Here is a 22,542-nt window from a genome sequence, read left to right as displayed (position 1 = left end):
CGACTCAGCGATTCGCCTTGCGATAGGTGGACACTGTCACCGACGCGGTGACCTCGGTGGTCTCCGGTAGCTGCGTCAGCGCCGCAGACCGCGCCTCGGGGTCACCATGGCGTGCAGACGGGCCCATACCGATCAGAGCCTCGATGTCGTTGTGCGAGAGCATCATCGAGTATTCCAGCGGAGATTCTGTCACCGGCTCGAACAGACCGGACAACGATTCGCTCAGGCGGCGAGTCTTGTCCTCGTCGACGCCGATGAGGGCCAGTGGACCCCGCAGCTCACGCTGATGTCGCGTCGTGGGCGTGACGACCACCAACACGCCGTCGTCGACGAGAACCCGATTCAATTCACCGGCGTTGCGCGGAGCGAACACGCACGTCACCGCAGACAGGGCGCCCGACCGCACCGGAAGTCCGCTCCAGATGTCCGCGACCACGGACCCCAGCCGCGGATGGGACCGTGCGGCGCGCCTGGCCGCGAACTTCGACACGTCGACGCCTATCCCCCGGGCATCGGGGCGGGCGTCGAGAACAGTCGCGAGGTAGTGACCGGTTCCGACCCCGACGTCGAGCACCACCTCGCAGTCCGCCGGGACACCCGCCGAGACCGCTGCGGCGATCGGGTCGAAATGCCCCTCCCCCAGGAACACGTCGCGAGCGGCGATCATCTCGGCCGAGTCGCCGGGGAACTTGCCGCCGTCACCGGTCAGCAGACTGACGTAGCCCTGCCGCGCGACATCGAACGAGTGCCCTCGATCGCACCACAGCGTCCGATCCGTGTCGCCTACGCCGAGCCCGGAGTCGACCTCGCGTGCTCGGCACTGCGGACACAGCAGCACGTCCACGACGTCGGTCAGCATCGGACACCTCCTTCATCACGACTCTGCCGGACGCCACAGTCGTGAACACAACACAAAGCCCCGCTTGCCGGTACGGCGAGCGGGGCTGAGCGATGATCGACCGACAGAGCGATCAGCCGGTGACACCCTTCAATTCGTCACCGAGTGCCGCGGCCTCGTCGGGGGTCAATTCGACGACCAAGCGGCCGCCCCCCTCGAGCGGGACACGCATGACGATTCCTCGTCCCTCTTTGGTTGCTTCGAGGGGACCGTCCCCGGTCCGGGGCTTCATCGCCGCCATCCTCTGCTCCCTCCAGATCTGCGCCCACCAGCTCGGCGCCTAGGCCAAAAAGATAAATTCGTCGCGGGGCGACGGGTGTTGTCCCCTATTCTTCCCTATCGCCGTCGATACCGGGAACCGGAGTCGGTATTGCCGACCTGCACCCAGCACCCCGACAGGTGATCGTCGACCATTCCGGTGGCCTGCATCAAGGCGTAGGCGGTCGTAGGACCGACGAACCGCAGGCCCCGCCGCTTGAGCTCCTTGGCCAGAGCGGTGGACTCCGGAGTCGAGGCGGGCACATCGGAGAACTCGGTCAGGCGCGCCGGCCTCGGCTCGGGAGCGAAGGACCAGAGCAGGGTGTCGAGGTCGGTGTCGTCGAGATCGACGATGGCGCGCGCATTGCTCACCGCTGCGTCGATCTTGAGCCGATTGCGCACGATGGACGCATCGTTCATCAACCGTTCGACATCGGCGTCGCCGAACCGGGCCACGAGCTCCGGATCGAAACCGGCGAATGCGGTGCGGAAATTGTCGCGCTTGCGCAGGATCGTGATCCACGCCAGACCCGATTGGAACGCTTCGAGACACAAACGCTCGTAGAGCTCGTTGCGGCCGTGGAGCGGCTGACCCCACTCGATGTCGTGATAGTCCCGGTAGACGTCGTTGTCGGTGGCACCCCAGGGGCAGCGCAGTCGGCCGTCCGGTCCGGCGACCGCGCTCATCGCTCGTCCGGTTCGGCCGGGGCCGGGGCCGGGGCCGGGGCAATTGTGTCCTGCGACTGCTGCGCTGCCGACAGCCGCGAACGGAGCATGTCGATCTCGCCGCCGAGTCGCTCCAGCGCCCAGTCGACCTCGCTGGGCTTGTAGCCCCGCAGGCTCTGCTGAAACTTCAGCGCGTGCACGTCGGCGCCGGTGACGCCCTCCGCGGGCAGAACGGTCGCGGTGGTTCCCTCGGCCATCGGGCCCAGTTCCTCACCGCGACCGAACACCGCTGACGCCACGAAGAACAATGCAGCGGCGACGACGGCAATGACGACGACGTAGATCAGCAGCGTCAACATGCCACGATCTTGTCACGACCGCCCGACACGCTATTTCAGCGAGTTCATCGCCGGTCGGTCCAGCAACGACACCTCGGTCGAGAACGGCTCGAACGAGTCACCGTCGACCCGGAACTGCATCAGACCCGCACCGGAGTCGACCATTCCGCACCGATTGAGCATCGTCCCGACGATCTGTCTGCTCATCGCTCCGAGTTCGACCAGCGGGCGGTTGCGGTGCTTGCGCACACCCAGATTCACCTGGCCGATAGCCCGCAGCCCGAGCCTGTCGTAGGTATCGAGCAGCAGCCCGATCTCCACTCCATAGCCGGGCGCGAACGGCACCGCGGACAGAAGCTCACGCGTACCGGCGTACTCGCCGCCCAGGGGCTGAATGACCCCGGTCAGCTCGGGCCGCAGGGCAGCGAGCAGCGGCCTTGCCACGAGCTCGGTGACGCGTCCACCGCCGTTGGCGTCCTCGGTTCCACTGGTCCGCAACGGACGGCGGTAGTAGCCCTTGACGAGGTGGATGCCGTCGCCCATCAGCAGGGGGCCGAGCAACTTGGGCACGAACGCCGGATCGGGGTTGATCAAGTCGGAGTCGACGAACGCGATGAGGTCACCGGTCGACGCAGCGACCGATCGCCACAGCACCTCGCCCTTGCCCGGTACCGGGTCGATGCCGGGTACCGCTTCTTCTCGGCTGATGACACGTGCACCGGCCGCCGTCGCTCGTACAGCCGTCTCGTCGGTGGAACCGGAGTCCAACACGATCAGCTCGTCGACGAGGCCACCGAGCAACGGGTGGATCGTGTCGATGACGGCGGCCACCGTCTGTTCCTCGTTGAGTGCCGGGAGTACCACCGACACCGTTCGGCCCGCTTTGGCGGCCTCGAGTTCGGCAATGGTCCATTGGGGGGTGTCCCAGCTGTTGGTCTCGGACCACGCCCTGGTGACGTCCGTTCGATCTGCGAGTGTCATGCCAGACCCCTGACCGTCCGCGCCGGGGTTCTCAGACCCTGGATCGCTGCCACCATGTCGACGACTCTTCTGGTCGACGCAACTTCGTGCACCCGGAACATTCGGGCTCCGCCTGCTGCGGCCAATGCTGTCGCTGCCAATGTTCCCTCCAACCGGTCGGCGAGCTCTACCCCTAGAGTCTCGCCTACGAAGTCCTTGTTGCTCAGCGCCATGAGCACAGGCCACCCGGTGTTTACAAGATCGTTCACACGCCGCAACAACTCGAGCCCGTGATAGGTGTTTTTGCCGAAATCGTGCGTCGGATCGATCAGAATCGAATCCTTTTTCACCCCCTCCGCAACGGCGTTCTCCGCGGCGGCGGTGACTTCGGCGATCACGTCGGCCACCACATCGGCGTACCGAACCCGGTGTGGACGCGTGCGTGGCACAGCACCACCGGTGTGCGAGCAGACGATGCCGACTCCTTCGGCGGCAGCGACGCGCACCAGCTCGGGGTCGGCCCCGGCCCAGGTGTCGTTGATCAGATCCGCTCCGACGCCACAGGCCAGTCGAGCGACCTCGCTGCGCCAGGTGTCCACACTGATCAGCAGCTCCGGATAGGCGTCCCGGATGGCCTCGACGAACGGGACGACACGGCGGACCTCCTCCTCGGCATCGACGATGTCGCCGGGGCCGGCCTTCACACCACCGATGTCGATCATGTCGGCACCCTCTGCGACAGCCCGGTGCACCGAGGCCATCGCGGCGTCGTCACTGAAATTCGCACCCCCGTCGTAGAACGAATCGGGGGTGCGATTGACGATGGCCATGACCAGTGCGCGATCGTCGGCGACCGGTTTGCCGCAGAGGGTGCTCATGAAATCAATAGTGGCACGCGCGCATCTTTCGAGTGCTCAGCCCTTGGGAGCCTTGCCTGCGGCGACCTCGGCGACGTAGCCGTCGTACGCCTTCTCGTAGCCACCGGACTTGCCGCGCAGTACGTACAGGTCGCTGTCGCTGTCTTCCTCGTAGCCGAGCTTGCGCAGGGCCACCTTCTGGCTCTTGAACGTAGACGTCTGCTCGAGGCTGTCGACGACCCTGACGAACAGCGGCACCGCGTACGTCGGGAGTTTGTCGTAGAGGTGCTCGGCCATCGTCTTGCCGTCGAAGGTCTCGCCCTCGCGCAGCGTCACCGCAGCCATGCCTGCTTTGCCGTCGGTTCCGTCGATGTCGACGCCGTACACGACGGCACCGTCGATCGCCGAGTGCCCACCGAGGGCTCCCTCGACCTGTGTGGTCGCGACGTTCTCGCCCTTCCAGCGGAAGGTGTCACCGAGGCGATCGACGAACGCGACGTGCATGAAGCCCTGCTTGCGGACCAGGTCGCCGGTGTCGAACCACGCGTCGCCGTCCTTGAAGCCGTCGCGCACCATCTTCTTCTCGGTGGCCTTGTCGTCGGAGTAGCCGTCGAACGGTGCCCGGTCGGTGATCTTGGACAGCAGCAGTCCGACCTCGCCGTTGCCGACCTTGCGGAGCTTGCCGTCCTGGCCGCGCTTGGCCTTGCCGGATTCCTCGTCGTACTGGACCACGGCGTACGGCAGCGGGCAGATGCCTGCGGTCTTCTTCATGTTCAGGGCGTTGATGAACGCGATGTTGCATTCGCTGGCGCCGTAGAACTCGGCGACACGGGAGATGCCGAATCGCTGGGTGAACTCTTCCCAGATCTCCGGGCGCAGTCCGTTGCCGACGATCAGCTTGATCGAGTTGTCTCGGTCGGAGGGCTTCTCCGGCTGTGTCAGCAGGTAGCGGCACAGCTCACCGATGTAGGTGAACGCGGTGGCCTGGTTGACGCGGACGTCGTCCCAGAAATTGCTCACCGAGAACTGCTTGCCGATGGCCATGGTCGCGCCGCCTGCGAGCACCGAGGACAGCGTCACCGTCAGCGCGTTGTTGTGGTAAAGCGGAAGGCAGCAGTAGATGACGTCGTTGCTGCGTAGCCGCACACCCATGTTGCCCAGACCGGACATCGACTTGAGCCAGCGGAAGTGGCTCATCAGGCTGGCCTTCGGCATGCCGGTGGTGCCGGAGGTGAAGATGTAGAACGCCTTCTCCTTGGCCTGGATCTCAGCGGTCACCTTGGGGTTGGCCGTCGACGCCGTCGCCGCGAGCTCGGCCAGCTTCTTCAGCGGCAGTACTGCTCCGACCTTCGGCTGCCCGTCGAGCGAATCGAGGGCTTCCTGTGCGTTCTCGTCCAGCACGAGGACCGTCGCATCGAGAATGCCGAGGCTGTGCTCGAGCACGTCACCGCGCTGGTTGTAGTTCAGCATTCCCGCGGTGGCACCGAGCTTGACGGCAGCGAGCGCGGCGAACAGCGCCTCCGGCCGGTTCTTGCTGAGAATGCCGACGACGTTGCCGCGCTCCACTCCGTGGTCCGCGAACACCGCGGCATACTGGTTGACGAGCTCGTTCGCGTCCCGGTAGGTGATCGACTCACCCTCGAACCGCACGAACGCACGGTCGCTGTTCTTCGCGGCGGCGTCCTGGAAGATCTGACCGATCGACGCTTTGTGGTCGGGCTTGCGGGTGAATCCCGCCAGGCCCTTGAGCAGACTAGGCACCTCCGTCACCATTTTCGGCAACGCGACCGCGAGGTCGGTCACTCCAATTTTCTGACGGGCATCGACAGCCATGAACTCCCCTTTGAAGACGATGTGAGATTTCTTACCCTACTTGAGAGTAACAACTTTGAGCATCGCACTCCGTGGCCGTGCTTGGTGACCTGTCACAACGTTGCGCAGGCATTCAGAGCTGCATCGACGGTCGTCGTTCTGACCAGGGCATCCAGGGCGCGTTGCTGCACGAATCCGGTCTCTCGCAAACCCTCTATCCACTGCATCATGCCGTCGAAATGTCCGAATGGGTCGAGCATCACCATCGGCTTGCTGTGCATGCCCAGGTAGCCCGCAGTCCATGTCTCGAACAGCTCCTCCAACGTCCCGATCCCACCCGGCAAGGTGATGAACGCGTCGGCGCGGTCCTCCATGATCTTCTTCCGCTCACGCATGGTGTCGGTGACGATCAGCTCGTCGGCGTCGACATCGGCGACCTCGCGGTGCACGAGCGCTTTCGGAATCACGCCGACCGTGTTGCCGCCCGCTGCTCGCGTCGCCGCCGCAACCGCGCCCATCATCGAGACGTTGCCGCCGCCCGAGACGAGCTGCCAGCCTCGTCGACCGATCTCGGTACCGACCTCACCGGCCAGGTCGATGAACGAGGCGTCGACGGGACCCGACGCGCAGTAGACGCAGACACTGAGCAAGCGTTCGGTCGATGCGCGATCGCTCACTGCTGGGCCTCGCGGACGATCCGGACAGCCTCGTCGACGCTGTCGGTGCAGTGGATCAGTTCGAGGTCCTTCTCGGACACCTTGCCTTCTTTCACGAGAGTCGTCTTGATCCAATCGAGCAATCCCGACCAGAAGTCCTTGCCCAGCAACACGATCGGGAACCTGGTGACCTTGGCCGTCTGCACCAAGGTCAGCGCCTCGAAGAGTTCGTCGAGAGTACCGAAGCCACCGGGCAGGCACACGAACGCCTGGGAGTACTTCACGAACATGGTCTTGCGCACGAAGAAGTAGCGAAAGTTGACGCCCAGATCGACCCACTCGTTGAGGCCCTGCTCGAACGGTAGCTCGATCCCGAGTCCGATCGAGTAACCGTCGGCCTCGCTCGCACCTCGGTTGGCCCCTTCCATCACGCCCGGCCCGCCACCGGTGATGACGGCGAAGCCCTCCTTCGCGAGAGCGGCTCCGAGTTGCCGGGCTCGGGCGTACTCGGGATGGTCGACGGGGGTGCGCGCCGAACCGAACACGGTGACGGCCTTCGGTACCTCGGCGAGGGCACCGAATCCCTCGACGAATTCGCTCTGGATGCGCAGCACTCGCCAGGTGTCGGAGTGAATCCAGTTCCCTGGTCCTCGCTCGTCGAGCAGGCGCTGATCCGAGGTGGATGTCTCGGTGTTCCGGCCGCGCCGAAGTACGACGGATCCTTTGTGCTTGGCCGGTTTCTCGGTGCCGTCTTCCTCGAAACCAACTGGGCCCTGGTCGCTGTTCATGGCGTTCAGGCTATCCGGCAGAGAGGTAGCTCCGGAGAACCTGTGTGACATGGGTGATCTGCTCGACGGGTACGCGTTCGTCGCGCTTGTGGGCGAGATTGGGGTCGCCGGGTCCGTAGTTGACCGCCGGGATCCCGAGCGCCGAGAACCGGGAGACGTCCGTCCAGCCGTACTTGGCCCGAAACTGTCCGCCCGCAGCTTCGATGAGAGCGGCCGCTGCCGGTCGGTTCAAACCGGGAAGCGCTCCGGGCGACGAGTCGGTGACCTCGAAGCCGAGATCCAGTCCCTCGACCACCTCACGAACGTGTTCGACGGCGTCGTCGACGTTGCGATCCGGCGCGAAGCGAAAGTTGACGTCGAGTTCGGCCGCGTCGGGAACGACGTTGCCCGCGACCCCACCGGAGATCCGGACTGCTTGCAGCCCTTCCCGATACACGCAACCGTCGATATCGACGGTGCGTGCGCGATACGCGGCGAGCCGGTTCAGGACCGCACCGAATTTGTGAATTGCATTGTCGCCCAACCAAGACCGAGCACTGTGGGCCCGTGTTCCCGACGCCGTCAGCCGAACCCGCAGCGTCCCTTGGCAACCGGCCTCGATGAATCCGCCGGACGGTTCGCCGAGGATCGCGACGTCGGCAGCGAGCCATTCGGGAAGTTCGCGTTCGATGCGGCCCAGCCCGTTGCGGGCGGCCGCGATCTCCTCGCAGTCGTAGAACACCAGAGTCAGATCGTGAGCAGGGTTGTCGATCGTGGCGGCGAGGTGCAGGAACACCGCGTCACCCGACTTCATGTCGACGGTTCCGCACCCGTGCAGAATGTCGCCCTCGGCGCTGTCGTGCTCGCGCCTCGACGGCACGTTGTCTGCGATGGGAACCGTGTCGAGATGCCCGGCGAGCATCACCCTCGACGCGAGTCCGCGATTGGTTCGGGCGAGAACGGCGTTGCCGCTGCGGATGATCTCGAAGCCCGTGGTCTGCTCCCGAAGCGCCTGCTCCACCTCGTCTGCGATGCGCGATTCGTCCTCACTGACACTGGGGATGTCCACCAGTGCTGCAGTGAGGTCTATCGGGTCGGCGTGCAGTTCGAGCGTCACGGGAGAAAACTCTAGGCCGTGGATCCCGGAATCTCGCGGACCACGCCGTCGAAGCCGGCACCGAACAATTTTCCGCTCGAGAAGTCCTGGTCGGAGCGTCCGTAGGCCACGACGCTGGTCAACCGCGTACCGGTGCCCATGACACTCCCCCAACCTCGGCGACCCCCCTGTCAGCCGATGACGATGTCTACCACGCGCCTGTGACAACCAAACCCAGCGCGACTCCGAGCACGATCGTCGTCGCCAGGGTCGTCACCAACCCGGTGAACGACACACTGTCCGCCATCACCGAGGTCACTCCACGGCTACGGGAGGCGGTACGTGTGGTCACCGGGGAAACTCTGTCAGCTCCCCCGCCGCCGATGCGTCCGCCGGCATCCCGATGCGATCACGCTCGGCAGTCGAACCGATAACGAACCGACGCTGCGCCCGAATCGCGACGCTCTCGCAATCCGCACGCCCGAGACTGCGGGCAGAACAGTCCCCGACCGGAGCCGGTTGCCGAGCCCACTGCATTGGGCCCACCGCGTATTCTTCGTCCCGTGAGCGCACATGGAGCATCCGCAGTAGGTATTGCCAACATCACGACGTCGGGCGTAGTACTCGACACCTGGTTTCCGAGCCCGGAGCTCGGGTCCAGCTTCGAGACCGGCACCGTCCGGCTCGAGGGTTCGGACATCCCCGAGGAGCTGGCCGCTCTCGTCGGACCGGACGAGTCGCGCGGCGTCGAGGTGGTCGCAGTGCGCACCAGCATCGCCTCGCTCGACGACGCCCCGATCGACGCCCACGACGCGTATCTGCGACTGCATCTGCTCTCGCACCGGTTGATTGAGCCGCACGGGCAGAACCTCGATGGAGTGTTCGGTCTGCTGGCCAATGTGGTGTGGACCAACTTCGGGCCCGCGGCGGTGGACGGTTTCGAGACGGTGCGCGCGAAGCTGCGCGCCCGCGGTCCGGTGACCGTGTACGGAGTCGACAAGTTCCCCCGCCTGGTCGATTACGTCGTTCCCACCGGCGTTCGTATCGCCGACGCCGACCGCGTTCGTCTCGGCGCGCACCTGGCCAGCGGGACGACGGTCATGCACGAGGGCTTCGTCAACTTCAATGCCGGCACGCTCGGCAACTCGATGGTCGAAGGACGCATCTCCGCGGGCGTCGTGGTCGGCGACGGTTCCGACGTGGGCGGCGGTGCGTCGATCATGGGCACGCTCTCCGGTGGCGGCAAGAACGTCATCTCCGTCGGAAAGAGCTGCCTGCTGGGCGCGAACTCCGGGCTCGGCATTTCGCTCGGTGACGACTGCGTCGTCGAGGCGGGGCTCTACATCACCGCAGGCACGAAGGTGAGTGGTCCGGATGGAACCGTGGTGAAGGCGGCAACATTGTCCGGCAAGTCCAACCTGCTGTTCCGTCGCAACTCGCTCTCGGGTGCAGTCGAGGTGGTGCCGTGGAAGGGCACCGGCGTCGAACTGAACGCGGCCTTGCACGCCAACGACTGAGAGTCCGCTTCACTCGAATCAGCCTGTCGAACAACCTCTTCCAGCCCCGCACCGTGTTCTCGGTGCGGGGCTGGTCTCGGTTTCGATGTTATGCGATGTGGGGGCCTGCTCGGGCGTGGGATTGTCTGGGTTGCCGGTAGGGGTCGACGGTTGCCGGTGGGATGAACCAGGGGTGGCCATCGGTGCCGATGAACACTTCCCAGTCGGAGTGATGGATGAGTCGGTGGTGGAATCCGCAGAGCAGGACGAGGTTGTTCATGTCGGTGGGGCCGCCGTCTGCCCAGTGCCAGATGTGGTGCGCTTCGGTCCAGGATGCGGGTTTCCCGCAGCCGGGGAACGCGCACCCGTGATCGCGGGCGGTGAGGGCTTTGCGTTGTTTGGCGGTGACGGTGCGTGCGGTGCGGGCGAGGTTGATCGGGGAACCGTGTTCGTCCATGACGATGGCGGTGAGGACACAATCACACGCCAACTGCCGAGAAGTATTGCGGGAGAGTGGTCCCATCCAGGGCAGCCATCCGACGGTGGTGCCGTCGCCGAACAGGTCCCTGTATGCGCCGCGATCCGTGGAGGGGTGGTTGTCATCATCGGATTCGTCTGCAGTGCGAGTGTTCTCGTCGTCGGTGATGTCGTCGGCGTCGGCACTGTCGCGGAGGTCGGTGAGATCGCGCAGGGTGATGTGCAGGTTCAGGTGGGGGCGTTCACCACCTTCGATGGGGCGATTGCTGGAGGCGAGGTTCTGGTCGAGGATGTGTCCGAAGGCGTCGGCTCGGCGCCTGGCGGGACTCCGGTCGTCTTCGGTGCCGTCGGCGGCGGGTCGGGGTTCGGTCAGCGGTGAGAGTGCGGTGAGGAGCTTTTCTCCGGTGATCGCATCGAAGTCTCCTTTGAGTACCAACCGGCCGTTCAAGGTCTTGGAGGCGAAGAATTCGTTGCGGTCGGTGTCCTCTGGAGGTGGTTTGTTGCCGCCGAAGTTGTCTTCGAGTTTGGTGATGGCTTCGCGGATGCGGCCGGTGCGTGCTTGGGGTCCGGTCGCAGCGGTGATCATGGCTTTACGGGCGATGTCCTGCCCTGCTTGGGGGAGGTTCTTCGGGGGTGTTTCGGCGAAGGTGAGGATCAGGGCTGCATGGTCGATGGTCATCACGCCGGTGTTGACGGCGTCGGCGATGTCGGGGAAGTTCTTCATGCCGCGGGCGAGGGCGACGATCTTGTTGGCTTTGGAGGGCGAGAGCAGGGTGGTGGAGGTGAGCCAGCCGGCGGGTCCGGGGAAGCCGAGTTTCTCGCGGCTCACGCGGGCGTCGATTTCTGCGACGAGGGCGATCCGCCGGGCTTCGAGCAGTTGGATTTTGTGGGAGACCGCGGCAGCGTCGGCGAGGAGTTCGCTGTCGCTCAGTTGCCAGATCGCTGCGGTCATGGAAGCAAGTGTATCGAACGCACGTTCGATAGGCAACCTTGGTTCAAACGAAAACTATTGCCCTGCTTAACTATTCGCTATCCAGAACCTGTCGGTGGGGTGTGGTATCGGAGACGGAACCGGATATGAGCGTTCCCTGGTGATAGAGGATTTTCCAATCACCCGCGCGTCGCTGCCACAACGTCATCCTGCGGGTGAATTTGCCCCGCTGCTCGAGCAAGTAGGTCAGCAAATAAGTGTTCGGGGCGATCTCGCGCAGCTCGAATTCACTGGCCGTCCAGTCGGAGTCATGTCGCCCGGTGGGGTCCGACGCATATCGCTGCCCGAGAACAGCCCAGACGTGTTCGCGGCTGTAGCGACGACCGGAGGCACCGGTCTCCCAGAAGTTCACATCCGTGAGGCGATCGAAGTCCTCGCGGGTGGTGCCGAACTCGCGGCGGTGGAAGATCGGTTCCCGTCGTTCGAGCTCGTCGAGCACCGCGTATTTGTCGAACACAGGATTGCCCGACGCGTCAGCCGATGGTCCCCAACGAAGCCAGGGTTTTCACCACGGCTCGCGCCGCTTCTGCGCCCTTGGTTTCGAGGTGGGCCGTGAAGAATGCGTTGTGGTCGGAGTGTTCGTGGAAGTGGTGTGGCGTCAGCACGACGGAGAAGACCGGCACGTCGGTGTCCAGCTGCACTCGCATCAGACCGTCGATGACGGCCGTTTCGACGAAATCGTGTCGGTAGATTCCGCCGTCGACCACCAGTGCAGCGGCGACGATTGCGGCGTACTTGCCCGTCTTGGCGAGCCGCTGTGCGTGCAGTGGGATCTCGAAAGCCCCGGGCACCTCGAACACGTAGATAGGCATCTCGGCTTGTCCGAGCTTCTCCAGTTCGGCGGCGAATCCCACTCGCGCGCGATCGACGATGTCCAGGTGCCAGCTGGCGTGGACGAAGGCAATGGATCCGGCGAGTGGAGTGGTCATGGATGCGATGCTAGCGGTATCGCTCATCGAGCAAGTCGAGTGTCGGGCTATCGAATTCACCGGCGAAATACTTCTGCAACACTTCGCCGAATACGGACGGACCCTTGGTAGCTTCGGCGAAAAGCGTCACAGACGAATGCAACTTCAGATTGTCGGGATAGCCGAAGATCTCGTCGACCGTCCGTCCCTCGACAGCTGTCACAAGCCTTGCTGCCTTCTTCAGGCGAGGGCCCAGCACTTCGTGGGACAGGTACAGCTCCGCCTCGGTCAGATCGGCGATACCGAAGTGTTGGGCAGTCGCACTACGCCCCAGTCCCGCCAATTGCGGGAACACGAACCACATCCAGTGTGTCTGCTTTCGCCCCGCCTTCAGTTCCTTCGTCACCGCAGTCCAGACGGGGTCCTGGGCGTCGACGAAGCGTTGCAGGTCGTATTCGGTCATGCCGTTCAACTTAGGTGAACCCGCGCAGCAGAGTGTCGACGGTGGCGTCCAGCAGATCCTCGGTCGGGACACCGTCGAGCAGGTCGCCGGTGGCCAGCATCGCGAGTCCGTGCACGCTCGCGAAGGCAACGCGCGCGAGGATCTCGGGTGGAGCCTCGGTGATCACACCCGCCGCGATGGCTTCGCGGAGCAAAGCCTCGGTGGCGTTCATACTCTCGTGCGCAACACTTTTCAGCTTCTCGCTGGCGTCGGGGTGATGCTTGGTGCTGTACATGACGTCCAGCAACTCCGGGTGTTCGACGGCGAATCCGAGGTAGGCGCGGGCGACTCCACGGAACCGAGCCATCAGCTCACCGGGTCCCGTCGCCGCTGCGACCATCCGGCGGTTCAGTTCCTCGAAACCGTGCAGCGCCAGCGCATCCAACAGCGCTTGCTTGTCGCGGAAGTGGCGCGCCGGGGCACCGTGACTGACGCCGACATCCCTGGCCAGCTGTCGAAGCGACAACGCGTCGACTCCGCCGTGCGCGATGCTCCGTTCGGCCTCGTCGAGCAACACCGCGCGCAGGTCACCGTGGTGGTAGCGCTGCGTTGCCATGAGTTCACCCTAGGCGATGTTGGCGTTGACAACAATGCAGACACTGCCTACATTGGCAGCCATGACTTCCACAGCCCTCATCACCGGAGCAAGTTCGGGCCTCGGCGAGGAATTCGCCGCCCGCTTCGCCGCACGCGGCGAGAACGTCGTCCTCGTGGCACGACGCGCCGATCGGCTGAACACCCTGGCGCGTCGCATCGAATCCGAGCACGGCGTCACGGCCACCGTCGTAGCAATGGACCTGGGTGTCCCCGGCGTCGGTGCAGCCCTGCGAACCACACTGGCGGACAAGGGAATCACCCCCACCACCCTCGTCAACAATGCAGGCTTCGGAACGCACGGAAAGTTCGCCGACGAGGATCCCGCGCGCGTCGCCGCCGAGATCGCACTGAACGTGAGCGCCCTGGTCGACCTGACGCACGCATTTCTCCCGAACCTCACCGGCGCCCTGATCAACATCGCGAGTACCGCCGCGTACCAACCCACCCCCAACATGGCCGTCTACGGTGCAACGAAGGCCTTCGTCCTCAACTTCACCGAAGCGCTGGCCTTCGAGCACCGCACGTCGTCGCTGAAAATTCTCGCGCTCTCCCCCGGACCCACCCGCACCGAGTTCTTCGACGTCGTCGGATCCGAGGACGCCGCGGTCGGAAACTTCCAGACCTCCGAGCAGGTGGTCTTGACGGCTATGCGCGCGTTGGATTCTCGCCGCACACCCGCCAGCATCGTGTCCGGCTTGTCCAACAAGATCAGCGCCGGCAGTGTGCGATTGGCCCCACGCGCACTGGCAACCGTGATCAGTGGCCATCTCCTGAAGGCGTGAACCTCTAACCGCGGGTACGACGCGAATCGATCACTCCCGTATCGAATCCGGCCAAATGCAGTCCCCCGTGGAATCGGGCGTGCTCGATCTTGAGACACCGATCCATGACGACGTTCAATCCCGCTGCCTCCCCGTCGCGTGCTACCTGCTCGTGCCACAGCCCGAGCTGCAGCCATATCGTCTTCGCCTGCGCTGCAATGGCTTCGGAGAGAACTTCGGGCAGATCATCGTACTTGCGGAACACGTCCACCAGGTCCGGCGACTTCGGTAGATCGGCGAGCGTCGGGTATACGGGCGTGCCTTCGATGTCGGTGACCGTCGGATTGACGAGAAATATCTCGTAGTTGCTCGTCGAGGAGAGATACCGATTTACGAAGTAGCTTGCCCGCGAGGGGTTCTTCGACGCACCGACGATCGCGACGGTCTTCGTTTCACGCAGGATGCGTTGCCGCTGCGGCGCGGTCGGGCCCTGCCAGGTGCGCTCGCTCATGACCGCGCCTTTCCTGTTGCCAGTGTCAGGGCCTGATCCAGGTCCCACAGAATGTCCTCGGCATCTTCGAGTCCGACGCTGATGCGAATCAGCTCGGGACCGACACCTGCTCCGCGGAGTTGCTCGTCGCTCAGTTGTCGGTGTGTGGTGCTGCCCGGGTGGATCACCAGCGTGCGCACGTCACCGATATTGGCGACGTGGCTGGCGACCTGGACGCTCTCGACGAATGTCTGTCCGGCCTCGCGGCCGCCGTCGATTCCGAAAGCGAACACCGCACCGGGACCGGCCGGGAGGTACTTCGCTGCGCGGTCGTGATGCGGATGCCCCTCCAGGCCGGCCCATCTCACGTAGTCGATACGCGAATCGTATTCGAGCCACTCGGCGACGACTCGGGCATTGGCGACGTGCGCGTCCATGCGTTGCGGGAGCGTTTCCACCCCCTGGATCAACGTGAATGCCGATTGCGGTGCCAATGCGCCCCCGATGTCGCGCAACTGTTCGCTGCGCAGTTTGGTCAGAAAGCCGTACTCACCGAAATTCCCCCACCACGACAGCCCGCCGTACGAGGCCACCGGTGCCGTCATCTGTGGGAATCTGCCCGAGCCCCAATCGAATCGCCCGGATTCGACCACCACTCCCCCGAGCGTCGATCCGTGACCACCGAGGAACTTGGTGGCCGAGTGGATCACGATGTCGGCGCCGAATTCGATGGGCCGGCTCAGCCACGGTGTCGCCATGGTCGCATCGATCACCAACGGAATTCCGTGATCGTGGGCTACGGCGGCGAGACCCTCGATGTCCGCAATCTCGCCCGACGGGTTGCCGATGATCTCGGCGTAAATCAGTTTCGTCGAATCCGTCACCGCTGCTGCGTAATCCGCCGGATCGGTGCCGGGAACGAATGTGGTCTCGACACCGAAGCGGCGCAGCGTCACGTCGAGCTGGGTCACCGTGCCGCCGTAGAGCCCGGCCGCGGCAACGATGTGGTCGCCGGTGCCGGCAAGCGCAGCGAACACTGCGAACTCGGCCGCCAACCCACTGGCGAACGCGACCGCGCCGATACCGCCTTCGAGGCTCGCAATGCGCTCCTCGAAGGCGGCGACGGTGGGGTTTCCGATGCGGCTGTAGACGTTGCCGTACTTCTGCAGAGCGAACAGATCGCCTGCGTCCGCGGAATTCTCGAACACGTAGCTCGCCGTCTGATAGATCGGCACCGCACGCGAACCGGTGGAAGGATCAGGTCTCGCTCCGGCGTGAATTGCTCTGGTACGCAGGCCGAATGTCCGTTCGCTCATGACGTCAGGCCGTTTCGAGAACGGTGTGGATCGGGGTGGGATTGCGCGTCAGATCCAGCACCGGGCAATGATCGTCGACGGCCTTCTGAAGCTCCTCGTACCGCTCCCGTGACTCGGGACCGGTGACGGTCACGACGACCCGCACCTCACCGAACCCTGGACGAACGTTGTCGTCGAAACCGAAAAATCCACGAACGTCGAGGTCACCCTCGGCCTTGGCCTTGATGTCGTCGACGACGATACCGAGCTTCTCCGCCCAGACGCGGTACGTGACCACCTGGCAGGACAACAGCGACGCCAGGTAGTACTCGACCGGGTTGGCGGCCTTGTTCTCACCGCCGAGGGCAGGCGGCTCGTCGACCTCGACGCTGAACTTGCCCAGGGTGACGGTGCTGGCGACGGCATCGTGCGCGGTGGCCGAAGCCCGAAAGACCGCCTGGGCGTTCTTCGCGTCGGCCTGCACGGCTTCGTCGGTGGCAGCGATGACGCCGCCGATGTGGGACACAGAGGTGGTCATGAAGGATCCTGTTCGATTCGAGGGTTGCCGGAACTACCCGAGGAGCGCGAATGCTCGTCGGGGATGGGTTCGATCGACAGTTACGAACAGGAAGAGGTGCAGACGAGACCGAAGTCGATGGTGCGACGACGCACGAGCCTTCTGGCTGCGTCGGTCACGTGTGTCTCGGTCACGATGCCGACAATAGCTTACGAGAACTGATCCGCGCCGACATCGGTCTCGTCGTCGGTGATCGCCGCGACGATACGTGCCGCCACCGCCTCCGGCGTCAGGCCCTGCGGTAGTTTCGGAGCCTGCCCGGCGATCGGCCGCGTCGCAAGACCCGTCTCGGTGTGCGGCGGGCGCACGTCCACGATTCTGATCTTCGACTTACGTGCCTCTGTACGAACACTTTTCAGCAGAGCACTCACCGCAGCCTTGCTGGCTGAGTAGGCACCCATGTTCGGCATCGGCTTGTCGGCCACGACGGCACTGATGTTGAGCACGAACCCGCCCTGGTCCAGGGTTGTCAGCGCTTCTCGAAGTACCCGCAGCGGCGCGAGATAGTTGAGCAGCAGCAGTTCGTCGACGGTGTCGTCGTCCACTTCGGTCACCGGCCCGAACGCCACGACACCTGCGGCGATGACAATCCCGTCCAGTCCGCCATGGTGTTCGACGGCCTCCGCGACCACCGATCGAGCCGAATCCGGCAGCGTCAGATCGGCATTCACCGTGTGATGGTCCGACTCGATGCTCCGGCCGCTCACGGTCAACCGAGCACCGGCTTTCGCGAGCTGCTCGACGAGCGGTCCGCCGAGACCGCCACTGGCACCGAATACGAGAATGCGCGCGCCGTCCAAAGTGGTCATCCCTCGAATTTAACCGCCGCCTCGCACTCTCGCTGACGACGGCGTTCATCGTGGGTCATTCCGCAGACTCCAGTCCCCCGGCACGCGTTCAGAGCAGTTCGGCTGCGCGGCGGACCACATCGATGCAGATGTCGAGATTGAGCGGGCTCAACGTCGAGAAGCCCTGAGCCACTTCACCTTGTTCGAGCACCACCACCCGGCCCGCTGCGACGCTCGGCAACGAGGTGAACAGTCCGGTATCGACGATCCCGGCCGAGCCGAAGTCGAACACGACGAGCACGTCGGCATCGGCGAGAATGTCGGCGTTCTCAGCGGAGAACTCGGGGCGCGGGGCGTCGGCGGTCGCTCCGTCGGACAGAGCGGCGACCGTCGTGAACCCGGCTCGCCGGAACAGATCCACGGCGGGGATCGACTCGTGACCGAGCCCGTAGAAGGTCGACGTGTCGTAGGCGGCGATCAGACCGACCGTGGCACCGGCGACGTCGAGGCCGTCGAGCGCGGCGGACATCCTCGCCTCGGTGTCCGCGATGAGCTCGTCGGCGCGATCTCGACGATCGAGTGCGTCGCCGATCATCTGCAGGTTGCGTCGCCAATCGAAGTACGCGATCTGGACCACCGGGGCAAGCGATTCGAGCTGTGAACGAGAGTCGGCCACCCCGTCGTCTCCGATGATGAGATCCGGTTCGGCAGCGGCGATGCGCTCGGTGTCTATCGACTCGCCGAGGGAGATCCGCTCACTCGACCCGCCGAGTTCGATGAGGGCGTTCTCGTGCCACTCCCATGACCTGTCCGGTGCGCCGATCATCTCGGCGAAGCCCTCGCGCACCCCGAACTGCACGGGGACGATACCGAGCGCGAGCACCGTGTCGAGATCCCACAGGTTGGCCACACACGCCACCCGCTGGGGCCGACGGTCGATCACTACGGACTCACCGGCATCGTCGACGATCGTGCGGGGATAGCCATCCCCTGCCGTCCCGTCGCCCGAGGCCTGCTCATCATCGCTACCGCATCCGGCCAGCAACGCAGCGAGGGCAACGCTGCCGATGAGGAATTCACGACGCGTCGCCGCGTCGATCCTGGTTGTCTCGAACTGGGTTGCCCCGATAGCGAAGGCGGCGGCGAAGTCGGGCGCAGGTGCGGTCGTGACCCGGAATAATAGGCATGCCTAACCTAGGTCGTCAAGAGAAGGTCAGCCGAGCAACTTCTTCTGGACCTTCCCCATCGCGTTGCGCGGGAGGGAATCGACGACGCGAATCTCGCGGGGACGCTTGTGAATCGACAGCTCGGTGGCCACCAGATCGATCAGCACCCGATCCTCCACATCACTGCCGACGACGAACGCCACGATGCGCTGGCCCAGATCGTCGTCGGGCACACCGACCACGGCCACCTCGTCGACGCTCGGATGCCCCAGCAACACCGTCTCGATCTCCCCTGCGCCGACGCGATACCCGCCGGACTTGATCAGATCGGTCGAGGCACGCCCCACGATTCGGTGGAAGCCGTCGGGCTCGATGAGAGCGACGTCTCCGGTGTCGAACCACCCGTCCTCGGTGAAGGTCTTCGCTGTCGCCTCCGGGTCGTTCAGGTAGCCGTCGAACAGCATGGGGCAGCGGATCTGCAACGCTCCGATGGATTCGCCGTCGTGCGGGAGGAGTTCGCCCTTCTCACCGCGCAACCGCGTCTCGACGCCCGCGACCGGCAGTCCCACCGAGCCTGCTCGACGCTCCCCGTCGGCGCGGGTGCTGATGGTGATGAGGGTTTCGCTCATGCCGTAACGCTCGATCGGGGCCTGGCCGGTGAGTTCACGCAGCTTCTCGAACACCGGGACCGGGAGCGGGGCACTGCCGGAAACCAGCAGTCGGGCACCGGCCAGGGCGCGGGCCGAGGCCTCGTCCGCGGCAATGCGAGACCATACGGTCGGCACCCCGAAGTACAGGGATCCGCGCGCGGCCGCGTAGAGCTCCGGCGTCGGCTTACCGGTGTGGATCAGCGGGCTGCCCACTCGCAGTGGGCCGAGCACGCCGAGGATGAGACCGTGCACGTGGAACAACGGAAGACCCTGCACCACAGTGTCTTTCGACGTCCATGCCCAGGCCTGCGCCAACGCGTCGAGCCCGGCCGCAATGGCACTGCGCGAGATCAGGACGCCTTTCGGTGGGCCGGTGGTACCGGAGGTGTAGAGCACGAACGCGACCGAGGACGGCTGCGGTTCGGGGTAGCTGTGCCACGACCGTGCATGTTGACGCACCGGCAGGACCTCGAGCCCGGAGGTATCCGGCGGCGCTTCACCGAGCCACGCCTGCGCGCCCGAGTCACGGAGGATGTGCTCACGTTCGGCCACCCCGGCATCGGGCGGAACCGGCACCACGGTGACACCGGCGATGAGTGCGCCCACGACGGCGAGCACGGTCTTGACCGACGGTGTCGCGTAGATCGCAAGGCGGTCGGCTCGCGAGATGCGCTCGGCTACGGACGTCGCCGCGCCCAGGATATCGGCACGGGAGAGCGAGACTCCGTCGATGGTGATGGCGTCGGGAATGTCGTCTCCTCGCGCAACGGCGAGTGGGTTCAGTGAACGAAGCAGCACATGGCTACCGTACATACATGGACGTGGACGGAATCGACACCGGCGACTACGCCGAGTACATGACGGTCGCCGCCGGTGACCTGCAGGCGGGTGTCTATCTGATCGGGACCGACGCAGAGCAGGACACCGATTCCGAGGACGACCTCGACCTGGACCTCGAGGACTCCGATTCCGACGATGACGACATCGACATCGCGCACGTCACCGACGGCGCACCGCGGCTGGTCTACTCGGTGCAGTCCGACGACTTCTGGACCCGAGTCGAATTGGCCGATCTTCGAGCCACTCAGCTCTACGAGGAAGCTCACGCACGCAATCCCGAGGTAAACACGGAGCCCAAACGCTTCACCACTGTCGAGGCGTTCGGAAGCAACGAACTGGTCTACATCCTGCGCATCCGACGCGGCGGTTGGGATGTGGGCGAGCCGGACCTCGAGCCGTGATCAGCGCGCTCCGCTAGGCGGCGGACGCGACGGTTCCGACACCGAGGGCAACCAGGATTCCGGCGCTGATGCGATCCAGCCAGTCGGTCACCGCAGGCTTGCGCAGCAATGCGACCGCGCGCGAGGCGAGAACGGAGAACACTCCCATCACCAGCGCGGCGACAACCACCTCGACCAGACCGAGCGTCATGGCACCGGCGAACGTGACCACGGTGAGGAACTGCGGCACCACTGCGAGGTAGAACAGTCCCACCTTGGGGTTGAGCGCGCACGAGAGAACTCCGGCACCGAACGCCGACCACGCGGTCGCCGCGACCGGCACGAGTGGCTCACCGGCCACCTTGTTCTTCCGTCGCGCCCGAAACGCTTTGACGCCCAGGTACAGCAGGTACAACCCGCCGAGAATCTTGACGACGCGATACGCCGTCGCAGACTGCTCGACGATCGCTGCCAGCCCGACGGCCACCAACACGGCCCAGAACAGTCCACCGATCGCGACGCCCATCGCCGCCGCGATGCCCGGCCGCAGTCCGCCGATGCTGTAGCGCAGCACCAGAAACGAATCGGGCCCAGGCAGAATCGCCAGCAGAAAGCACACACCGGCGAAGCTGAGCAGCAGGCTGAGGGTCATGGGTACATGAGAACACCCAGGCCGAGCCGGGGCCAACTGACCTGAGCGTCCACAATTCACCTCGGCAGGCGGGATCCCGTCAGCCGTGGGAAATAGTGGACACTCAGCGCACCAGAAATCTCCAGCTACCCACGCAGGCGAGCGGCGGCAGCGTCGATTCGCTCGTCCGTGGCCGTCAGCGCAATACGCACGTGCTGTGCACCGTCCGGACCGTAGAACTCCCCAGGGGCGGCGAGGATGCCGCGCTGTGCGAGCCAGTCGACGGTGTCGCGGCACGGTTCGCCCCGCGTGGCCCAGAGGTAGAGGCCGGCCTCGGAGTGGTCGACGGTGAATCCAGCGGCTTCGACGGCGGCTTTGAGCACCGTCCGCCGAGCCCGGTACCGCTCGCGTTGAATGTTCTCGTGCTCGTCGTCGGCCAGTGCGGCGGTCATGGCGGCCTGGATCGGCAACGGCACCATCATGCCGGCGTGCTTGCGCACCTCGAGCAACTCGGCGACGAGGGAGGCGTCCCCGGTGACGAAGCCGGCGCGGTAGCTGGCCAGGTTCGATGTCTTCGAAAGAGAATGCACGGCAAGAAGATTGGTGTGATCACCGGCGCACACGCGGGGATCGAGGACCGACACGGCGTCGGCGTCCCAGGTCAGACCGAGGTAGCACTCGTCGGAGACGACGATCGCGTCCCGTTCACGGGCCCAGTCGACGACCTTGCGCAGGTGCTCGACTCCGAGCACCTTGCCGGTCGGGTTGGACGGTGAGTTGACGAAGATCAGCGACGCCCGCTCCGGGCCGAGGCGATTCAGCCCGTCCGCGCGCAGGATTCGCGCGCCCGCCAGCAAGGCACCCACTTCGTAAGTGGGATAAGCCAATTCGGGAATGACGACGAGGTCGTCGGCCCCGAGGCCCAACAGCGTCGGCAGCCAGGCGATCATTTCCTTGGTGCCGATGGCAGGCAGCACCGCGTCGGGCGAGATACCGGTGATCGAGTAACGGCGCTCCAGCGCAGCCACGGCCGCTTCCCGCAGCGAGCTGGTCCCGACTGTGGTCGGGTACCCGGGCTCGCCCGCAACCGAATTCAGCGCGGTGCGGATGACGTCGGCGACCGGATCCACCGGTGTACCGACCGACAGATTGACGATGCCGTCCGGGTGCGCCGACGCCTTCTCTTTGGCAGCGGTCAACGAGTCCCAGGGAAAATCGGGCAGCGCCGCTGCCACCGCTCTACGTGCCAAGGCGTCAGTTCTCGCCCATGGGAGGCAGAGCCTTGATGAACGGCGGGTCGTAATCGGTCTTGCCGAGCTTCGCCGCGCCACCGGGAGATCCCAGATCGTCGAAGAAGTCGACGTTGGCACCGACGTACGCGCTCCACTGCTCGGGCACGTCGTCCTCGTAGAAGATGGCCTCGACGGGGCACACGGGCTCGCAGGCTCCGCAGTCGACGCATTCGTCGGGGTGGATGTACAGCATTCGGTTACCCTCGTAGATGCAATCCACCGGGCACTCTTCGATGCACGCTTTGTCCAGTACATCTACGCACGGTTCTGCAATCGAGTAGGTCACTGCTGCTCTCCCCTCCTGTATCGATCGTGGGCGCTCGCGCGCCCTGAGCATCCTAGTATCCGCCGTCCGAACCTGGGGCAAACCGACCAGGGTGGCCTCACCTGCCC

General features: G+C 64.9%; 29 protein-coding genes. 3 read left to right on the top strand and 26 right to left on the bottom strand.

Features of this window, described 5'->3' with window-relative positions; genetic code table 11:
• Positions 1 to 4: 4 nt before the first annotated feature.
• From R4P57_RS10160 to R4P57_RS10105, 12 genes are all read right to left on the bottom strand, one after another.
• Complete coding sequence (locus R4P57_RS10160) at positions 5 to 859, bottom strand: methyltransferase domain-containing protein (protein WP_317802700.1); 855 nt, start codon at positions 857 to 859, stop codon at positions 5 to 7.
• A gap of 112 nt (positions 860 to 971) precedes the next feature.
• On the bottom strand, positions 972 to 1,139 hold the full coding sequence (locus tag R4P57_RS10155; RefSeq protein ID WP_008714277.1) for a DUF3117 domain-containing protein: 168 nt from the start codon (positions 1,137 to 1,139) through the stop codon (positions 972 to 974).
• A gap of 95 nt (positions 1,140 to 1,234) precedes the next feature.
• Positions 1,235 to 1,843, bottom strand: coding sequence for a DNA-3-methyladenine glycosylase I (locus R4P57_RS10150; RefSeq protein ID WP_317802699.1), 609 nt, complete (start codon positions 1,841 to 1,843; stop codon positions 1,235 to 1,237).
• Positions 1,840 to 2,181, bottom strand: a complete 342-nt coding sequence (locus tag R4P57_RS10145) for a DivIVA domain-containing protein (RefSeq protein WP_317802698.1) — start codon at positions 2,179 to 2,181, stop codon at positions 1,840 to 1,842. Before R4P57_RS10145 ends, R4P57_RS10150 begins: the two co-directional genes overlap by 4 nt.
• Before the next feature lie 30 nt (positions 2,182 to 2,211).
• Positions 2,212 to 3,141, bottom strand: a complete 930-nt coding sequence (locus R4P57_RS10140) for a glucosyl-3-phosphoglycerate synthase (protein WP_317802697.1) — start codon at positions 3,139 to 3,141, stop codon at positions 2,212 to 2,214.
• Positions 3,138 to 3,998, bottom strand: coding sequence for a dihydropteroate synthase (gene folP, locus R4P57_RS10135; RefSeq protein WP_317802696.1), 861 nt, complete (start codon positions 3,996 to 3,998; stop codon positions 3,138 to 3,140). Before folP ends, R4P57_RS10140 begins: the two co-directional genes overlap by 4 nt.
• Before the next feature lie 36 nt (positions 3,999 to 4,034).
• Positions 4,035 to 5,810 (bottom strand): long-chain-acyl-CoA synthetase, encoded by a 1,776-nt coding sequence (locus R4P57_RS10130; RefSeq protein ID WP_317802695.1) that lies wholly within the window; start codon positions 5,808 to 5,810, stop codon positions 4,035 to 4,037.
• Between the two features lie 92 nt (positions 5,811 to 5,902).
• Positions 5,903 to 6,466, bottom strand: a complete 564-nt coding sequence (locus R4P57_RS10125; protein WP_176460785.1) for a TIGR00730 family Rossman fold protein — start codon at positions 6,464 to 6,466, stop codon at positions 5,903 to 5,905.
• Positions 6,463 to 7,233: a TIGR00730 family Rossman fold protein gene (locus R4P57_RS10120; RefSeq protein WP_317802694.1), complete on the bottom strand. Its 771-nt coding sequence runs from the start codon at positions 7,231 to 7,233 to the stop codon at positions 6,463 to 6,465. Before R4P57_RS10120 ends, R4P57_RS10125 begins: the two co-directional genes overlap by 4 nt.
• A gap of 10 nt (positions 7,234 to 7,243) precedes the next feature.
• On the bottom strand, positions 7,244 to 8,329 hold the full coding sequence (gene dapE, locus R4P57_RS10115; RefSeq protein ID WP_300518793.1) for a succinyl-diaminopimelate desuccinylase: 1,086 nt from the start codon (positions 8,327 to 8,329) through the stop codon (positions 7,244 to 7,246).
• Positions 8,330 to 8,340: 11 nt separating this feature from the next.
• The gene (locus R4P57_RS10110; protein ID WP_317802693.1) at positions 8,341 to 8,469 is read right to left on the bottom strand and encodes a hypothetical protein; all 129 of its coding nucleotides are present in this window, start codon (positions 8,467 to 8,469) and stop codon (positions 8,341 to 8,343) included.
• A 47-nt stretch (positions 8,470 to 8,516) separates the two neighbouring features.
• Positions 8,517 to 8,660, bottom strand: a complete 144-nt coding sequence (locus R4P57_RS10105; protein WP_317802692.1) for a hypothetical protein — start codon at positions 8,658 to 8,660, stop codon at positions 8,517 to 8,519.
• A 211-nt stretch (positions 8,661 to 8,871) separates the two neighbouring features.
• On the opposite strand from R4P57_RS10105, the gene dapD reads away from it, so the two are divergent.
• Positions 8,872 to 9,825: a 2,3,4,5-tetrahydropyridine-2,6-dicarboxylate N-succinyltransferase gene (gene dapD, locus R4P57_RS10100; protein ID WP_317802691.1), complete on the top strand. Its 954-nt coding sequence runs from the start codon at positions 8,872 to 8,874 to the stop codon at positions 9,823 to 9,825.
• 88 nt (positions 9,826 to 9,913) lie between these two features.
• Here the strand turns inward: dapD and R4P57_RS10095 are convergent, their stop codons facing one another.
• The 5 genes from R4P57_RS10095 to R4P57_RS10075 all read right to left on the bottom strand — a co-directional run bounded on the left by R4P57_RS10095 (position 9,914) and on the right by R4P57_RS10075 (position 13,238).
• Positions 9,914 to 11,233, bottom strand: coding sequence for an HNH endonuclease signature motif containing protein (locus R4P57_RS10095; RefSeq protein ID WP_317802690.1), 1,320 nt, complete (start codon positions 11,231 to 11,233; stop codon positions 9,914 to 9,916).
• 70 nt (positions 11,234 to 11,303) lie between these two features.
• A complete protein-coding gene (locus tag R4P57_RS10090; RefSeq protein WP_317802689.1) occupies positions 11,304 to 11,729 on the bottom strand; it encodes a DUF4440 domain-containing protein in 426 nt (141 codons plus the stop codon).
• A gap of 16 nt (positions 11,730 to 11,745) precedes the next feature.
• Positions 11,746 to 12,201: a 6,7-dimethyl-8-ribityllumazine synthase gene (locus R4P57_RS10085; RefSeq protein ID WP_317802688.1), complete on the bottom strand. Its 456-nt coding sequence runs from the start codon at positions 12,199 to 12,201 to the stop codon at positions 11,746 to 11,748.
• 10 nt (positions 12,202 to 12,211) lie between these two features.
• Positions 12,212 to 12,643, bottom strand: coding sequence for a DUF1810 domain-containing protein (locus R4P57_RS10080; RefSeq protein ID WP_317802687.1), 432 nt, complete (start codon positions 12,641 to 12,643; stop codon positions 12,212 to 12,214).
• 10 nt (positions 12,644 to 12,653) lie between these two features.
• The gene (locus R4P57_RS10075) at positions 12,654 to 13,238 is read right to left on the bottom strand and encodes a TetR/AcrR family transcriptional regulator (RefSeq protein ID WP_317802686.1); all 585 of its coding nucleotides are present in this window, start codon (positions 13,236 to 13,238) and stop codon (positions 12,654 to 12,656) included.
• A 61-nt stretch (positions 13,239 to 13,299) separates the two neighbouring features.
• Between R4P57_RS10075 and R4P57_RS10070 the strand changes: the two genes are divergently transcribed.
• Complete coding sequence (locus R4P57_RS10070; RefSeq protein ID WP_317802685.1) at positions 13,300 to 14,061, top strand: SDR family oxidoreductase; 762 nt, start codon at positions 13,300 to 13,302, stop codon at positions 14,059 to 14,061.
• A 4-nt stretch (positions 14,062 to 14,065) separates the two neighbouring features.
• Here the strand turns inward: R4P57_RS10070 and R4P57_RS10065 are convergent, their stop codons facing one another.
• The 6 genes from R4P57_RS10065 to R4P57_RS10040 all read right to left on the bottom strand — a co-directional run bounded on the left by R4P57_RS10065 (position 14,066) and on the right by R4P57_RS10040 (position 19,819).
• Positions 14,066 to 14,551, bottom strand: coding sequence for a CoA-binding protein (locus R4P57_RS10065; protein WP_317802684.1), 486 nt, complete (start codon positions 14,549 to 14,551; stop codon positions 14,066 to 14,068).
• Positions 14,548 to 15,846 carry an O-acetylhomoserine aminocarboxypropyltransferase/cysteine synthase family protein gene (locus R4P57_RS10060; protein WP_317802683.1) on the bottom strand — a complete coding sequence of 433 codons (1,299 nt, stop codon included), beginning with the start codon at positions 15,844 to 15,846 and terminating at the stop codon, positions 14,548 to 14,550. Before R4P57_RS10060 ends, R4P57_RS10065 begins: the two co-directional genes overlap by 4 nt.
• Positions 15,847 to 15,850: 4 nt before the next feature.
• Positions 15,851 to 16,363 (bottom strand): OsmC family protein, encoded by a 513-nt coding sequence (locus tag R4P57_RS10055; RefSeq protein ID WP_317802682.1) that lies wholly within the window; start codon positions 16,361 to 16,363, stop codon positions 15,851 to 15,853.
• A gap of 188 nt (positions 16,364 to 16,551) precedes the next feature.
• Positions 16,552 to 17,211, bottom strand: coding sequence for an SDR family oxidoreductase (locus R4P57_RS10050; protein ID WP_317802681.1), 660 nt, complete (start codon positions 17,209 to 17,211; stop codon positions 16,552 to 16,554).
• 88 nt (positions 17,212 to 17,299) lie between these two features.
• A complete protein-coding gene (locus R4P57_RS10045; RefSeq protein WP_317802680.1) occupies positions 17,300 to 18,235 on the bottom strand; it encodes an ABC transporter substrate-binding protein in 936 nt (311 codons plus the stop codon).
• 168 nt (positions 18,236 to 18,403) lie between these two features.
• The gene (locus R4P57_RS10040; protein WP_317802679.1) at positions 18,404 to 19,819 is read right to left on the bottom strand and encodes an acyl-CoA synthetase; all 1,416 of its coding nucleotides are present in this window, start codon (positions 19,817 to 19,819) and stop codon (positions 18,404 to 18,406) included.
• Between the two features lie 2 nt (positions 19,820 to 19,821).
• Between R4P57_RS10040 and R4P57_RS10035 the strand changes: the two genes are divergently transcribed.
• A complete protein-coding gene (locus R4P57_RS10035; protein WP_094641249.1) occupies positions 19,822 to 20,247 on the top strand; it encodes a hypothetical protein in 426 nt (141 codons plus the stop codon).
• A gap of 13 nt (positions 20,248 to 20,260) precedes the next feature.
• Here the strand turns inward: R4P57_RS10035 and R4P57_RS10030 are convergent, their stop codons facing one another.
• The 3 genes from R4P57_RS10030 to fdxA form a co-directional block, all read right to left on the bottom strand.
• A complete protein-coding gene (locus tag R4P57_RS10030; protein WP_317802678.1) occupies positions 20,261 to 20,878 on the bottom strand; it encodes a LysE family translocator in 618 nt (205 codons plus the stop codon).
• 125 nt (positions 20,879 to 21,003) lie between these two features.
• Entirely contained in the window at positions 21,004 to 22,107 is a 1,104-nt protein-coding gene (dapC, locus tag R4P57_RS10025) for a succinyldiaminopimelate transaminase (RefSeq protein ID WP_317802677.1), read from the bottom strand.
• Between the two features lie 4 nt (positions 22,108 to 22,111).
• The gene (gene fdxA, locus R4P57_RS10020) at positions 22,112 to 22,435 is read right to left on the bottom strand and encodes a ferredoxin (RefSeq protein WP_008714223.1); all 324 of its coding nucleotides are present in this window, start codon (positions 22,433 to 22,435) and stop codon (positions 22,112 to 22,114) included.
• Between the last annotated feature and the right edge of the window lie 107 nt (positions 22,436 to 22,542).

This window comes from Rhodococcus sp. IEGM 1330 (genome assembly GCF_033142445.1).
Lineage (GTDB): Bacteria > Actinomycetota > Actinomycetes > Mycobacteriales > Mycobacteriaceae > Rhodococcoides.
The sequence above is the reverse complement of the archived record's forward strand: the minus strand, read 5'-3'. Positions and strand labels throughout refer to the sequence as shown.

Excerpts from the sequence above, each read along its gene's own strand:
- R4P57_RS10110 (WP_317802693.1), bottom strand. The coding sequence starts at position 8,469 with ATGGGCACCGGTACGCGGTTGACCAGCGTCGTGGCCTACGGACGCTCC.
- folP (WP_317802696.1), bottom strand. The coding sequence starts at position 3,998 with ATGAGCACCCTCTGCGGCAAACCGGTCGCCGACGATCGCGCACTGGTC.
- R4P57_RS10130 (WP_317802695.1), bottom strand. The coding sequence starts at position 5,810 with ATGGCTGTCGATGCCCGTCAGAAAATTGGAGTGACCGACCTCGCGGTC.
- R4P57_RS10050 (WP_317802681.1), bottom strand. The coding sequence starts at position 17,211 with ATGACCACTTTGGACGGCGCGCGCATTCTCGTATTCGGTGCCAGTGGC.
- R4P57_RS10075 (WP_317802686.1), bottom strand. The coding sequence starts at position 13,238 with ATGGCAACGCAGCGCTACCACCACGGTGACCTGCGCGCGGTGTTGCTC.
- R4P57_RS10150 (WP_317802699.1), bottom strand. The coding sequence starts at position 1,843 with ATGAGCGCGGTCGCCGGACCGGACGGCCGACTGCGCTGCCCCTGGGGT.
- R4P57_RS10120 (WP_317802694.1), bottom strand. The coding sequence starts at position 7,233 with ATGAACAGCGACCAGGGCCCAGTTGGTTTCGAGGAAGACGGCACCGAG.
- R4P57_RS10070 (WP_317802685.1), top strand. The coding sequence starts at position 13,300 with ATGACTTCCACAGCCCTCATCACCGGAGCAAGTTCGGGCCTCGGCGAG.
- R4P57_RS10145 (WP_317802698.1), bottom strand. The coding sequence starts at position 2,181 with ATGTTGACGCTGCTGATCTACGTCGTCGTCATTGCCGTCGTCGCCGCT.
- R4P57_RS10095 (WP_317802690.1), bottom strand. The coding sequence starts at position 11,233 with ATGACCGCAGCGATCTGGCAACTGAGCGACAGCGAACTCCTCGCCGAC.
- R4P57_RS10155 (WP_008714277.1), bottom strand. The coding sequence starts at position 1,139 with ATGGCGGCGATGAAGCCCCGGACCGGGGACGGTCCCCTCGAAGCAACC.
- R4P57_RS10035 (WP_094641249.1), top strand. The coding sequence starts at position 19,822 with ATGGACGTGGACGGAATCGACACCGGCGACTACGCCGAGTACATGACG.
- R4P57_RS10040 (WP_317802679.1), bottom strand. The coding sequence starts at position 19,819 with ATGTACGGTAGCCATGTGCTGCTTCGTTCACTGAACCCACTCGCCGTT.
- R4P57_RS10030 (WP_317802678.1), bottom strand. The coding sequence starts at position 20,878 with ATGACCCTCAGCCTGCTGCTCAGCTTCGCCGGTGTGTGCTTTCTGCTG.
- R4P57_RS10080 (WP_317802687.1), bottom strand. The coding sequence starts at position 12,643 with ATGACCGAATACGACCTGCAACGCTTCGTCGACGCCCAGGACCCCGTC.
- R4P57_RS10060 (WP_317802683.1), bottom strand. The coding sequence starts at position 15,846 with ATGAGCGAACGGACATTCGGCCTGCGTACCAGAGCAATTCACGCCGGA.
- R4P57_RS10055 (WP_317802682.1), bottom strand. The coding sequence starts at position 16,363 with ATGACCACCTCTGTGTCCCACATCGGCGGCGTCATCGCTGCCACCGAC.
- R4P57_RS10065 (WP_317802684.1), bottom strand. The coding sequence starts at position 14,551 with ATGAGCGAGCGCACCTGGCAGGGCCCGACCGCGCCGCAGCGGCAACGC.
- R4P57_RS10085 (WP_317802688.1), bottom strand. The coding sequence starts at position 12,201 with ATGACCACTCCACTCGCCGGATCCATTGCCTTCGTCCACGCCAGCTGG.
- R4P57_RS10160 (WP_317802700.1), bottom strand. The coding sequence starts at position 859 with ATGCTGACCGACGTCGTGGACGTGCTGCTGTGTCCGCAGTGCCGAGCA.
- R4P57_RS10140 (WP_317802697.1), bottom strand. The coding sequence starts at position 3,141 with ATGACACTCGCAGATCGAACGGACGTCACCAGGGCGTGGTCCGAGACC.